Annotated in this window: 13 protein-coding genes and 1 pseudogene; 4 read left to right on the top strand and 10 right to left on the bottom strand. The window is 35.5% G+C overall.

Annotation, left to right across the window (positions count from 1 at the left end; genetic code table 11):
• Window positions 1-41 precede the first annotated feature (41 nt).
• Window positions 42-590 carry a hypothetical protein gene (locus G9C87_RS07785; RefSeq protein WP_172279859.1) on the bottom strand — a complete coding sequence of 183 codons (549 nt, stop codon included), beginning with the start codon at window positions 588-590 and terminating at the stop codon, window positions 42-44.
• A gap of 310 nt (window positions 591-900) precedes the next feature.
• Between G9C87_RS07785 and G9C87_RS07780 the strand changes: the two genes are divergently transcribed.
• The gene (locus G9C87_RS07780; protein ID WP_172279858.1) at window positions 901-2,232 is read left to right on the top strand and encodes a DUF2268 domain-containing putative Zn-dependent protease; all 1,332 of its coding nucleotides are present in this window, start codon (window positions 901-903) and stop codon (window positions 2,230-2,232) included.
• A gap of 71 nt (window positions 2,233-2,303) precedes the next feature.
• Window positions 2,304-3,317: a DUF2268 domain-containing putative Zn-dependent protease gene (locus G9C87_RS07775; protein ID WP_172279856.1), complete on the top strand. Its 1,014-nt coding sequence runs from the start codon at window positions 2,304-2,306 to the stop codon at window positions 3,315-3,317.
• A 62-nt stretch (window positions 3,318-3,379) separates the two neighbouring features.
• On the opposite strand, the gene G9C87_RS07770 is transcribed toward G9C87_RS07775, so the two are convergent.
• The 5 genes and pseudogenes from G9C87_RS07770 to G9C87_RS07750 all read right to left on the bottom strand — a co-directional run.
• Window positions 3,380-3,616, bottom strand: a complete 237-nt coding sequence (locus G9C87_RS07770; RefSeq protein ID WP_172279854.1) for a hypothetical protein — start codon at window positions 3,614-3,616, stop codon at window positions 3,380-3,382.
• Between the two features lie 163 nt (window positions 3,617-3,779).
• Window positions 3,780-4,835 (bottom strand): aldo/keto reductase, encoded by a 1,056-nt coding sequence (locus G9C87_RS07765; protein ID WP_172279852.1) that lies wholly within the window; start codon window positions 4,833-4,835, stop codon window positions 3,780-3,782.
• A 7-nt stretch (window positions 4,836-4,842) separates the two neighbouring features.
• Window positions 4,843-5,580, bottom strand: a complete 738-nt coding sequence (locus tag G9C87_RS07760; RefSeq protein ID WP_172279850.1) for an SDR family oxidoreductase — start codon at window positions 5,578-5,580, stop codon at window positions 4,843-4,845.
• Between the two features lie 63 nt (window positions 5,581-5,643).
• Entirely contained in the window at window positions 5,644-6,228 is a 585-nt protein-coding gene (locus tag G9C87_RS07755; protein WP_172279848.1) for a TetR/AcrR family transcriptional regulator, read from the bottom strand.
• Window positions 6,229-6,319: 91 nt separating this feature from the next.
• Window positions 6,320-6,598: pseudogene (locus G9C87_RS07750) on the bottom strand (DoxX family protein); the annotation flags it as partial.
• 227 nt (window positions 6,599-6,825) lie between these two features.
• Here G9C87_RS07750 and G9C87_RS07745 point away from each other — a divergent pair.
• Window positions 6,826-7,167: a winged helix-turn-helix transcriptional regulator gene (locus G9C87_RS07745; RefSeq protein WP_172279846.1), complete on the top strand. Its 342-nt coding sequence runs from the start codon at window positions 6,826-6,828 to the stop codon at window positions 7,165-7,167.
• Window positions 7,168-7,169: 2 nt separating this feature from the next.
• Here the strand turns inward: G9C87_RS07745 and G9C87_RS07740 are convergent, their stop codons facing one another.
• Both G9C87_RS07740 and G9C87_RS07735 read right to left on the bottom strand, forming a co-directional pair.
• The gene (locus G9C87_RS07740) at window positions 7,170-7,709 is read right to left on the bottom strand and encodes a GNAT family N-acetyltransferase (RefSeq protein WP_172279844.1); all 540 of its coding nucleotides are present in this window, start codon (window positions 7,707-7,709) and stop codon (window positions 7,170-7,172) included.
• Window positions 7,710-7,718: 9 nt separating this feature from the next.
• Window positions 7,719-8,375 carry a hypothetical protein gene (locus G9C87_RS07735; protein WP_172279842.1) on the bottom strand — a complete coding sequence of 219 codons (657 nt, stop codon included), beginning with the start codon at window positions 8,373-8,375 and terminating at the stop codon, window positions 7,719-7,721.
• Window positions 8,376-8,710: 335 nt separating this feature from the next.
• Here G9C87_RS07735 and pafA point away from each other — a divergent pair, with 335 nt between their 5' ends.
• The gene (gene pafA / locus G9C87_RS07730) at window positions 8,711-10,357 is read left to right on the top strand and encodes an alkaline phosphatase PafA (protein WP_172279840.1); all 1,647 of its coding nucleotides are present in this window, start codon (window positions 8,711-8,713) and stop codon (window positions 10,355-10,357) included.
• A gap of 74 nt (window positions 10,358-10,431) precedes the next feature.
• Here the strand turns inward: pafA and G9C87_RS07725 are convergent, their stop codons facing one another.
• Both G9C87_RS07725 and G9C87_RS07720 read right to left on the bottom strand, forming a co-directional pair.
• Window positions 10,432-11,565, bottom strand: coding sequence for a hypothetical protein (locus tag G9C87_RS07725; RefSeq protein WP_228456981.1), 1,134 nt, complete (start codon window positions 11,563-11,565; stop codon window positions 10,432-10,434).
• Window positions 11,562-13,214, bottom strand: a complete 1,653-nt coding sequence (locus tag G9C87_RS07720; RefSeq protein WP_172279838.1) for a helix-turn-helix domain-containing protein — start codon at window positions 13,212-13,214, stop codon at window positions 11,562-11,564. Before G9C87_RS07720 ends, G9C87_RS07725 begins: the two co-directional genes overlap by 4 nt.
• Window positions 13,215-13,248: the final 34 nt, after the last annotated feature.

The following is a 13,248-nucleotide window of genomic DNA, read 5'->3' as shown; positions in this document are numbered from 1 at the left end:
GTCTCTGTATTTTTAAAATAATCCAGCCAAATCTTATAGGATTATATTTCTACGGTTTTCGGTATCTTAAATAACAAGACAACAGCCCATATTTGCAGGATAGTTTGAGCAACATTTATAATTCCAAGAACAGGATCTGCTAGAAAATTCATTATTACAATTGGGATTGCAAGAATTCCTAAAATTAAAAGAACCAAAAGGACATATTTTATCCATTCTGTACCTTTTCCTGCTAAATATCCAATTCCAAAAATGATTGCAATTGTTACTACAGCTGTAAATATTGCAGAACCTGAACTAAGAGATTCATAGGTCCAAATCATATTACCGACACCTAACGCGGCTGAAAGATAAATTAAGTTAGCTGCTTTCATATGGTTAGAGTGGGGAATGACCTCTGCTTTTTCTTTTTCAGTTGTGATCAAAGAATTCTTTCGTTCAATTTCTTCAGAACTGAATTCTCTCCCTCTGGATTCCAATATATCAAAAGCATACAGAATAGCTTGAGGCACAACCTTAGTATCCGGTTTTATATATTTTTCAAGCTCCTGGCTTGACATTTTTTCTAAGACATTTTTATTGACACTCATTTTAAATCAGCTCGTAGTTTTTAAGAACGCAAATTTAATAAAACCTCCCTCTTAAAATAAACAAATCTGAATAATAAATAGATTTCAGCTAAAAGACTGAATCTACTTTTGTGTAGCCGAAAAAGAGGGTGTGTTTATTAAAATAAAAGCATCGAATTTTCTTTATGTAAAATTGAAAGTAGTGAAAAATTATATTCTATATTTCTGAACTTATAATTAAAATATTATTAAAAAATATTGTAAATACTTCTTTCACTTGTAATAAAATTTATTTTTGAACTGTCTATTATGATAGACACCTTAATTCAATATGAAGCAAAAATTATTTTTTCTCTTATTCATCGTATATGCATTTTCGCACGGACAAAAAATAGAACTCGGGAAATCATATCCAAATCTGTCATTTGATGGATCTTCTGATGCTCATTATCATTTGAATTTGAAAAAAGGAGATATTTATCTCTTTACAGTTTATCAAAATAATATAGATGTTGAAGTTATACTTATGGATTCATCAGGGAAAAAAGTTGCTTCTGTAGATCTTGCAGACGGTAACAATGGTTATGATAAAATGGAGTTTTCACCCGAAAAAGATGATTATTACAAGCTGGTTATTCGTTCTGTTGAAAAAGAGAAAAAACCAAATGGGGTGATTGGAATTACTTCAAAAAAACTGACCAAAAATGAATTGAAAAACCGGGAGAAGGTAGCTCTTGGTCTGAAGAAAGAAAATGCTAAAGATATCATGACTGTAGATGTCATGCATTTTTGGGAAGCATATGATCAGTTGAAGCTGGCAAAAAGTAAACAGGATAGCATAGATGTTATCCAAAAAATATATCTGGACCGCGCAACAGATGGGCTTAGGGAATTTGAGAAAGTAAGGTACTTTTCTGCAGAGTTTTTTGTTGAACGGATAAAAAAATACAGTAAATTCTATACTAGTGTCAGAAACAATACCATGATAGCCATGCAGATGGAAAATATAGGATCAGTGATCACTGAATTCAAAAAATGGTATCCGGAAGCAAAACCTGCTAAAATCTGTTTTGTTATTGGCCCTATGTCAACAGGAGGAACAATTTCGGGTAATTATATATTGATAGGCGTAGAAATGCTTGCTGGAAATAAGGATTGTGATATATCTGAAATAACAAATGAAAACCTAAAAGCGGATATTTTATCCCGGAATAATGAATCGGATGTGGTTGATTTTATTAAAGAAACAGCGGTTCATGAATACATCCATACCCAACAGAGAAAAACTGATAAAAATGCATGTGAATGCATTCTTCTGGAACATATCATAAAAGAAGGCGTGGCATCATATATTTCGGAGAAAGTATTGTTGGAAAAAAAGAACTATAAAAGCAGAGCATTTATGTATGCTAAAGAAAATGAGAAAAGACTTTGGAATGAGCTCAAAAATGAGTTATGCACAAAAGATTTTAGTAAATGGCTTTTTAATGCTTCTGTCAGCAAGGACCGGCCGGGAGATCTTGGTTACAGAATGGGCTATAATCTGGCCGAAGCCTATTATGAAAATGCCACAGATAAAAAATCCGCTTTAAAAGAAATGATCGAAATGGAAAATCCACTTCTGTTTCTTGATCAGAGTAAATATGACCTAAAGTTCAGATAAGTGAAATAAAAGCATCAAGATTACCGCGCTAAAGAAAAAAATAGATACCAAGATAAACCTAAAACCACGAGATGAAAAGAACTACATTATTGATATTCAGTGTTATTACAGTGTATTTTTGTTCTACCAACCAAAAGCTTAGCCCAGAGAATTCTTTCGAAAAAGATGTTGAGAAAGTGGCAGACAGTATTAAAGTGAACGATATTGTCATTAAAAACCTTTTCAAATATCAGATACTGGCGCATCACAATAATTCTTTTGATGAAAAAATGATTGTTCAAAAGGTTTATCATCCTCATAAAAGGCTTTGGGATAGTTGCTATGCTATGATCTTTGGTGAAAAAAATGCTTCTTTATACAATACTCCGGAAGGAATGGTTGAATGGAATAAAACACTTTATCCCAAACATAAAGCTGAGTTTGATCATAAAACAAAAGAATTGCTAAAGGTGAATATCAACCGTGTGCTGACTACTAATTTGAAGAAATTTGGCAGACTAGTTCCATACCAGCCTAAAGCGACTATTAGTATACTTTTCAGCCCACTAACAGGAATTGGTTTTGGAGGTTGTAATGCCGGGCAATTTGCTCTTGAACTCAATAATAAAAATATTGATCCTGAATTTATACTCGAGAAAGGGTTGCCTCATGAACTCAATCATTTGGTATATGAAAAGTTAAGAAATAAGGATAAAGATAAAAATTCAGCATTAAGCCAGACTATTGATGAGGGTTTTGCCTGTTATTTTACCTGGGTATTTTTCGAAGGGAAAATGGAGAAGCACAATGCAGTAGAAAATATGTCCCAGGAAAGCTGGACATGGTATCTGAATCATGAAAAGGAAATCTTCACCAATGTAAAACCTTATTTTGAGGATACCTCAGGAGATAATCCATTGTTAAGAAATGATCGGAAAAAGCTTTTCCCCCAAGCTCCCAAAACTTTAAATTACTGGCTTGGCTTCAGGATTGTAGAAAAATATGTAGAAAAGCATGGACCTGAATCGTGGAAGGATATATACAAACTGACCCCTAAAGAGGTGCTTGGCAAAAGTGGCTACGAAAATTATATAGCTACGTTGTAAACATTTTTTTATTGAAATCATTTCAACAAAAAAGAGTGGGTAACCACTCTTTTTTCATATCATTAGTAGACGCATCCACATCCTGTTTCCCATTCCTGGCAGAAACGTTTGGGTTCATGACATCCACCTATTGGGCCACCACCTGTTTTGGGAGTTTTATAACATACATCACCACTACAGTAAGTATCATAACCAGGACCCGCCGGAGGACAAACGCCATCGAGGCAAAATGCATAAGCTGTATCACCGCCGCTGATCAATACCAGATCTCTTCTTGATAATTTCTTTGAATTTTTCATAGTAATAGTATTTTAATTTATTGATTACTAATATACTAAAATTATTATGGCACTTGTTTGTGAGTTATTAATTTGTGTTGGAAAACTGATTTTTTTATAAAAAAATGCTGCTCCTAAATTGGGAACAGCATGATTAATATATTTACGATGCAATAAAAAGTCTTTATGCAACAGGATGATTTTGTATCACATGACCGGAGCTGGTTCCAAATAATACGGACTGACTGTTGGCGATTACCTCATGGGGCGAACCCAAGTTAACGGCACTTATTTTATTCAGTAGCTGAATTTCATCATCACCAAGTGTTACAGACAGAGATTCTAAATTATCGCTAAGCTGATTTGTATTTTTGGCTCCCAAAATAGTGATTGTTGATAATAAGCTGTATTGATGCTTTTGACGAAGCCATGCCAGGGCAATCTGGCTAGCCTTTACTCCTTTTTCAGAGGCAATTTTTTCAAGAGCATCTAAAATAGCCGTTTCACGAGGTCCTGCTTCATCCTTTACCAGATAACCATTCCATTCTTTTTTACGGGAATTTTCTAAAGACTCGGGATGACGGTATTTTCCTGTCAGCAAGCCTCCTGCAAGCGGAGACCAGAAAGCAACTCCAAGCCCTAATGCTTCGGCCATAGGCAGAAGATCTCGGTCTGGTGTGCGTTCAATTAAATTATATTCAATCTGTATTCCTGCGATAGGTGACCATCCCCGTAAATCGGCCATGAGAGAGGCATTGGCAATTCGCCATGCAGGGAAGTTAGAGAAACCTGCATATACTATTTTTCCGTCTCTCACCAGATCATCGAAACCGCGAACGATTTCTTCGATGGGAGTTTGCCCATCTGAAAGATGTGCCCAGTAAATATCAATATAATCTGTTCTAAGCCGCTTGAGGCTTGCCTCTACAGAGTGAATGAGATTCTTGCGACTGTTTCCGGAAGTGAGTAAATCCTTTCCACCCATGGTATATTTTGTAGATAAAACCAGATTCTGACGTTTGCCCGCAATCATTGTACCAAGTAGTTCTTCCGATTCACCGGATTGATAGCTATCCGCAGTATCTATGAAATTTCCTCCTGCTTCAATGTAAGTGCCAAATACTTTTTGTGCTTCCTCAGGTAAAGAACCATAACCACGGCGTGTGCCGAATGTTCCGGTTCCCAAAGCTAATTCGGAAACCCGAAGTCCGGTTTTACTTCCAAAAATTTTATATTTCATTATCTGATTATTTATTGAATACCTCGAAAGCGCCTTGTGAGCCTGCAAAGAAATTGCTGTAAACCATTTCGGTATTTCCGACGCGAACTTCAAAGGTGTCTTGCTCAAGGGCTTTTACAAGATCTTCAGCAACAACAGATGCCGGAATGCCGTTTTCACGGCCACCGATCTCTACAGAGAAGTCTGTGTCAACCAAAGGAGGCATAAGCTCAAAAACCTTAATGCCCGTATCTTTTGCCAGTTCATATCTCAATAATCTTGTATAGGAATGTAAAGCTGCCTTGGAATCCGAATAGGTGGGCACATGAGATCCCGGAATAAATGCAACAATTGAGGATACGTTAACTATTGCCGCGTTGTTTTGCTGTTTCAGTAAAGGGAGTAATTTTTCAGTAAGTCGTATAGGAGCAAAGTAATTGGTTGTAAATTCTGCAATCGCTTTAGTATAGGTGTCAGAAGAGTCCGATAAAGTATAAGCATATGCATGGCCGGCATTATTAATCAGGATGTTCAATGTCCCAAAATTGATTTTGATCTCTTCTATCAGACGATTGATGTCATTTTCATCAGTGATGTCTGCCTGAATAGTGAATACATTTTCCAATCCCTGAGCAGCATTGTCAAGTTTTTCTTTGTTTCTACCTACAATAATAATTTTATTGGACGGATTTAACAATTTTGCGATTTCTAAGCCGATTCCTGATCCTCCTCCTGTGATAAGGATGGTGTTGTTTGTAATGTTCATAACTGTTGGTTTAAAATATTTATTTTATATTGTACTATTTAGTACAAAATTGTTCAAAAAAATTTAATCAAGCACTTTCAAATTCATTTCAATGATTGATCGAAGTGTTTTAGATGAATTCTCCATACGTCTTGTAACATGAAGTCCATTCCATAAATTGGTGAGATGCCACGCAAGAATTTCGGGATCTTCTGCATTTTTTATTTGTCCGTTGTCCTGGGCTTTTTTGATCGATTTTTTAAAGGTCTGCTGAAGCTTTTTCAGAAGCCCGCCTGAGATGTGTTTGGCTTCAATATCTTTTTCGGATAGCTGTACTAAAGCATTTCCAAGATAGCAACCTGTCTCTCTATCGCAATCAGGTTTTTTGGAAAGCTGTAAAAAAAATGTTTTAATCAATTCAATTTCATTATCAGAATTTGAAAGCTGCTGCTCAAATCTACTAAGAAAACCTTCGGAAAACTGTTCAATGGAACGTACATAAAGCTCCTGTTTTCCTCCTTTAAAGGCATGATAAAAACTTCCTTTTCCTATCCCCATCGCATTAAGCAATTCGTCTGCAGAAGATGCATCGTATCCCTTTGCTCTGAAAACTTCAGTGGCCTTTTCAATTGCCTGATGCTCGTCGAATATTTTAGGTCTTCCTGCCATGATGAATGATTTAACAGAGCAAAGGTATGTAATTGTACCGTTCGGTACAAAATGGAATTTGTAATATCTTTAATTGATTTTGTCGATTGAGTTAAAAATGAGAGCATCTCTTTTTCGTCCAGATAATAAACAGAGCCACCAGCAGAAAAAATATATTTATACCAATTTGTCCTGCTTCTCCCCGTGAAATATGAAATACACTTGCGAAAATCATCAGTATAATTATTCCATATGCTGTGTATAAGGTAAGCCTTGATTTGAGTGTTATCAGATCAGGAAGAAGAATCCCGATCGCAGCCACCGCATCAATAATTCCTGTTACCAAAACCAAACTACGGTTTTGTTCAGTCCATGGCCACATTTGAGCTAATGTTTCAGCAGGCTGGAAATAATTTCATAGAGGCTGCCCAAAGTAGTGAAACGGATAAAAAGATTTTTGCAGCCCAAATTGTAATGTTTAAAATTTTTGAGGTTTTCATTTCTAATGATCTATTGATTTTAATGATTCAAAATTACTTACATTTGTTATGCGGCCATGGTTACTTTCCCTTTGGATAGTACTTTCCGGCCGGAAAGTAATAATGAAATCAATAAGTTATGCTGGCAAAAGGAGGATGCCCCAAGACAATGCTTTCTATTAAGGATGCTCTTGAAGCAGTAGAAGGAAAGTGGAAATTATTAATTTTATTTTCTTTATCTGAAAAACCCAAAAGATTTGGCGAACTTTCTAAAGAAGTAACCGGTATTACAGATAAAATTCTGTCCAAAGAGTTGAAACTTCTGGAGGTAAATAAACTGATAAAAAGGGAAGCTTTTGATACTGTTCCGCCTAAAGTAGAATATTCCATTACAGAGCACGGCATGTCCCTTGAAAAAGTTTTGGACGAGCTGCACTTCTGGGGACTTTCTCACCGATCAAGAATTCTAAGTGAATGGTAGAGCTATAAGACATCAAAGCTCATGTATATTGCTGTTTCCGTAGAGTCATTATAGAGTTTTGTATTGATCCCAGTAAAACTAAATCCTGCACGCAGATAAAATTTTATGGCAGGGTAGTTGGTGTTTTGGGTTTCCAGTTCTACGATTCTGCAATTTAAATCCCGGGCTTCTCTGTTTGCCTTTTTAATCAGTTGTTTTCCAATATCCTGTCCTCTAAACTTTTCACTGATTAAAATATTTTCAATATAAAAACTATTATTCCACTCCCGGAATTCAGCAATAAGCCAGCCTACAAGTTCACCATCGATAAAGGCCCCGAAAGAGTGTCCCTGCTTTATAACCCCATTGAGATCATTAATCTCATCAGGACCTGTTTCCCAGGTTTTTTTATAATGCTGTTTTTTCTCTCTTAATGAAAATTCAAAAGTATTACCCATCGCAATGGCGGAAACAACAAATATCGTATCTGTCTCATATCCATTAAGTCCCCAATTGACTGTTGGGTCAGATATCAGTTTTTCTAACTTCTTAAATTCTGTCATTTGAAAGGTCTATCGGTTAGCAATATTATTTTCATAAAAATCAGTAAATCTTTCAAGGAGATCATCGGGATTTTCCCTGTCAAATTGACCAAATCCCAAAGTCATGATATGCCCTGAAACAAATTGTGAAAATACTGAATTGAAATTCTCAATATAGGTTTCGGCATGCCCTTGCAACTGTATCTCTGCTTCGATCATTTTTGTCCAATGTGTAGGGGTCTCTTCATTCTTTGAATAAGTAAGATAAGGTAAAATAAAAGGGACGAACTTCTGATATTGTTGATATTTATTAGGATCCAGGCTATCATTTGGCCAAACCATGAATTGTTTTAATCCCAGGTTATCAGATTCTACTACGATTGCAGTTTCATTGTTGGCAATTTCTGTGATCACTTTTTTTTCCTTAAGAAAAATCGAAAACCAGGCAAGGTCCCATGCCGTTGCTCCATTTTGATTAACAAGATAATAAGGGTGAAAAATAGAATCTATTGCAATGAAACCTTGATTACCAACGGTATTTCTTATAATTTCCGAAACTGCTTCTTTATCTGAAATTTTCTGCATTGGATTACCATTGATAAAACCATAGATATAATGAGAGTTCCAGAGAGAAGGATCAAATGAAGGGTCATTATCTTCTTCTTGATTAATTGCTTGTGAATGCATTTTTGTGAAATTAGGTCAGGATTAATATTCATCTATTTCGGCACTTGAAAATTATTGTAATTTTTTGATAATTCCATTTCCGAAATTTTTATTTTTTACTTTGTTCTTAACTCAGGATCAAAAAATCTAATAATCCGTTTTCACTTTTTTTATACTAAATCTTATTTTCATATCGCATATGCAGCCGTTCAATAGAAAAAGACTGGTATGGAGAATATCTTTAGACTCATTAAGTATATCAGTTTTAATTAAGATATAAAATCCAAATTTAATCAAAATTTCATACTACAAAACTTTCAAAACCCTTAAATTTGCTAGCAATAAAAATTTACCAGATGCTTAGGAAAATTTCAATTGCGGCACTTACCATGTTGTCCGTAGTTACAATTGATGCTCAGAAGAACAAAAATTCTCAATTAGAAAGACCCAAATTAGTTGTAGGCTTAGTTGTAGATCAGATGCGTTGGGATTATCTGTACCGCTTTTACAATAAGTATGGAAATGATGGTTTTAAAAGATTGCTGAATACAGGTTATGCTTTAAATAATGTTCATATTCCTTATGTACCCACGATAACAGCTCTAGGACATACTTGTATTTATACAGGCTCTGTTCCGGCTATTCATGGAATTGCAGGAAACGACTGGACCGATAAGGAGACAGGAAAGAATGTCTATTGTACTACCGATGAAAGTGTACAGCCTGTTGGAACCACAAATACTAAAATAGGAAGCCACTCGCCGAAGAATCTTTGGTCGACAACTGTGACGGATGAGCTAAAATTGGCAACCAATTTCCAGGCAAAGGTAATCGGGGTATCTTTAAAAGACAGAGCTTCCATTCTTCCGGCGGGACATACTCCAAACGGAGCGTTCTGGTTTGATGATTCCACAGGGAATTTTATTACCAGTACTTGGTATATGAATGATCTGCCACAGTGGGTGAAATCTTTCAATTCACAAAATTTACCTGAAAAGCTGGTTGCTAACGGATGGAATACTTTATTGCCTATTAATCAATATACAGAAAGTGCACCGGATAACTCTGCTTGGGAAGGTCTTTTAGGAAGTGCAAAAACGCCAACATTCCCTTATAGTAATCTCGCAAAAGATTATAAAGATAAAAAAGACAATATCCGCTACACTCCTTTTGGTAATACCTTGACGCTGAAATTAGCTGAAGCTTCAGTGGAAGGGGAGAAGTTAGGAAATGATAATGTTACAGATTTCTTAGCGATCAATCTTGCTTCAACGGATTATGCGGGACATAAGTTCGGACCTAACTCGATTGAGGTAGAAGATGTTTATTTAAGATTAGACCAGGATCTTGCGGAATTCTTTAATTATCTTGATTCTAAGGTAGGAAAGGGTGAATATACTGTTTTTCTATCTGCAGACCATGGAGGGGCACATTCTGTAGGTTTCCTGCAAGAGCATAAAATAGCTACAGGTTTCTTTGGAGAAAATAGCCAGAAAGATATCAACCAGAAATTAAAAGAGAAATTCGGAGTAGACAAACTGATTAATGCTGTAGACAACTATCAGATTTATTTTGATAGAAAATTATTAAAAGATAATAAGATCGAATTAGATGATGTAGTAAATTTTACAGTTAAAGAATTGGAAAATGATCCTACCGTTTTATATGCTGTTTCTGTAACCAAAGTACAGGAATCTTCGATCCCGGAGCCGATTAAGCAGAGAATTATCAACGGAATCAACAGGCAGAGAAGTGGAGATATTCAGCTGATCTCTCATGATTCCATGCTTCCGTCTTATGCAAAAACAGGGACAACGCACAGTGTATGGAATTCATATGATTCTCACATTCCGTTATTATTTATGGGATGGGGAGTTCAGCACGGAGAAAGCAATAAACCTTATTTTATGACGGATATTGCTCCTACAGTGTCTTCTTTACTTAAAATTCAGTTTCCAAGTGGTACGGTTGGAAATCCTATTACGGAAGTGATTGGAAAATAAACTTACCACATAGTATACATTATTAAGCATTCCTTTCGGGATGCTTTTTTGTTGGTCATGCTGAAATTTTCAGATTATGATCTGATCAGTAATTGAATTTCTTTATGGTATTTATTATTTCGATTCCTAATACTTACGATGAAGTAAATGAGAATAGCAATAATTGCTGAACCGGATAAAATAATCCCAATACTAAGATAGTTGTATTTATTTCTAAGTTCTTTCGCTTTCTTCTGTGTTTCCCTGTTGTGGTTATTGATGGAATGATTAATGGAGCTTAATTCACTTTGTTCCCTTTTAAATCGCATTTCAAAATACTTTTTGTTGTAAACCTGGTAAAGGTCAGGCTTTCCCATGGCCAGATAGTTTTCTGACATTTCTTTGTAGATTCCCTCATTGAGGATGAGGTCTCCTGTATTTTGAGAAAGGCTTTCTGCCTGGATAAGAAGTCCCAGGGCTTTTTCATTTTCCCGGTTTTGCTTGTACATTTCTGCCAAGCCTTTAAGGGCAAATGCTTTGAGACTTTTGGCATTGAGTTTTTCTGCGTATTGTATAGAGCGGATAAATGCCTGCCTGGCTTTTTCCTGTTCATTCAGATTAAGATAGCAATAACCTATGTTGTAATAAACCACACTCATATTGGCAAAGGTGGTTTTCTTCATTTTTACTTTTTCAAAATTCCCGATAGAGATCAGGAATTTTTCCAGAGCAATTTCCGAGTTGGACTGGCTTTTATAAATCATGCCCCGGATAGCATAGCTTCTAGCTGTTTCAATAAGTTTTTCAGGAGATTCTTTTGGAAGACGCTCTAAATAACGGTCAGCTTCATTAAGGGTTTCCAGACTCTTACTGAATAGTTCCATTTGCTGGTATTGTATAGCTACGGAAACCAAAACACTGGTTTGTAGTTTCAGATCGTTGGTCTTTTGAGCCAGGTCTTTTGCTTTCAGAATATATTGAAATGATTCATCAAAGTTTCTTTTTGCAATATTTGCGGTAGACAATAACAGATAAACAGATATGGACTTGTTAATATCCTTTTCCTTTTTCAATAAATTTTTTCCAATGGCTATAGCGTGATCGGGGTTATCATAAATATCGAGGCGGGCCTTTTTGAGCAGTGAATCATGAGAAATGCTCTGAGCACATACGAAAAAAGAGTTAACAAATAATATGATCATAAAAATGGTATGGGATTCTATTCTCATAATGCTTTATTTTTTGTGATTTCCTGAATATATACATTGGGAGACATTCCCGTTACTGATTTAAATACTGTTGTAAAAGCACTGTGCGACGAAAATCCTGAAAACTCTGCCAGATAGCTTACTTTATAGTGAAGAAAGCTGGGATCTGTCTTTAATAAATGAGCGATATGGTTGATTCTGAGCTCGTTGATGTACCCATTAAAATTTTTACCTTTGCTGGTATTGATTACTTCAGATAAATATTTGGTGTTAACTCCCATCTGTGCGGATAAAGATGAAAGAGACATATTGCGGTTAAGGTACCGGTGAGATTGCTCCCACTCATTCAATTTTTGGAGAATTTCTTTTTCTTTCTCTTTCGAAATTTTATGGGTGTCTTTTTCAGAGTTAAGGTCAATTCTGTTTTCTTTTCCGGTCTCCACATGATCTGTTTTAAGAGGAACGGAAAGTGCCCGCAGTTTTTGTTTTTCAAAAAAGTACAGCTGTTTTTTCAGGTCCTTATTTTTGTTTTTTTCCAGAAAGAAATAGATAACCAATGCTGTAATAACTGCAAGAATGATAAAGGTTAAAATCCATAATTTCCTGGACTCATTCTGTTTCTGGAATTCAAGGTTGTTATTCTGGTAAGTTTCTACCAATTTAACGATATACCGTATACCTTCTTTTTGATTGAAATCCAGTTTAGATCTTAATTCGATATACAGCTTATTGTATTGGTGATATTTTATATCATTATGTAAAGCGAAATTGGTTTTTGCCAGTGATTCATATATCTTCAGTTTCAAATTATTATAAGGAAGATCTTCAATTTCAGAAAGTCCTTTTTCAAGATGGGCAAGGGCTGTTTTATAATTTCCGTTAAGAAAATAATAACGGGATAAATTTTCATTGGCTAAAGCGGAGAGAAAAGGTTGGTCGGGGCTTCTCTCAACATCAGAAATAACAAGATCCAATATTTTTTTAGCATCAATATACTTGTTTTGCCGAAGCAGATAGGAGGCACGGAAGATTTTATTTTCTATGCTGATCATGCGGTTTTCCTCATTATGAAGATCAATATACTGATCACTTTTGTTAAGATTCGCAAAAGCGGTATCAAAATTTCTTATAATGGCAGAATTGATGGCTTGCAGTTGATACAGTTTGGCAACGGTAATTTTAGACTTCGGGCTGTCATTTTTTAATAGTTTAGAATCTGATAAAAGACGGGAAATAATCTCTCCGGACTGGTTATACAGATCTAAATTCTGGTATTGATCCGCGAGATTATAATCGCTGAACAGCTGCATAAAATAAGAAAGGTTTTTTCTTTCGGAATCATTTTGCTGTGCTGATGTTGTAACGGATTGTACATAATCCCCTTTCATGGCGTAAGCCTGTGAGATTATATTTTGCAGAACCATTTTATGCTCTGTATTCTGGTCGCTGATCAATAAGCTTTGGGTATAACTGATACAGTTATCCGGATTCTGGTAAAGCTTCTGAAATGCTTTATCTGCTAAAATGGAAAAATCGGGGCCGGATTGGGCATGGTAAAAAACGGAGGATAAAAAAGTCAGGAGTAAAATCGCACATTTTATGACACTACAAGATAAAAATAATTCGTTTTTTGCTTTTCTTTTTTCAATCGTCTTACAATCTGTCCTCAAAGTTGAATTTTTATAATATGTTGATTTTTAATTA

It is taken from the genome of Chryseobacterium sp. LAM-KRS1, from assembly GCF_013184525.1.
Classification (GTDB): domain Bacteria; phylum Bacteroidota; class Bacteroidia; order Flavobacteriales; family Weeksellaceae; genus Chryseobacterium; species Chryseobacterium proteolyticum.
This window is presented reverse-complemented; position numbering and strand designations above follow the sequence as displayed.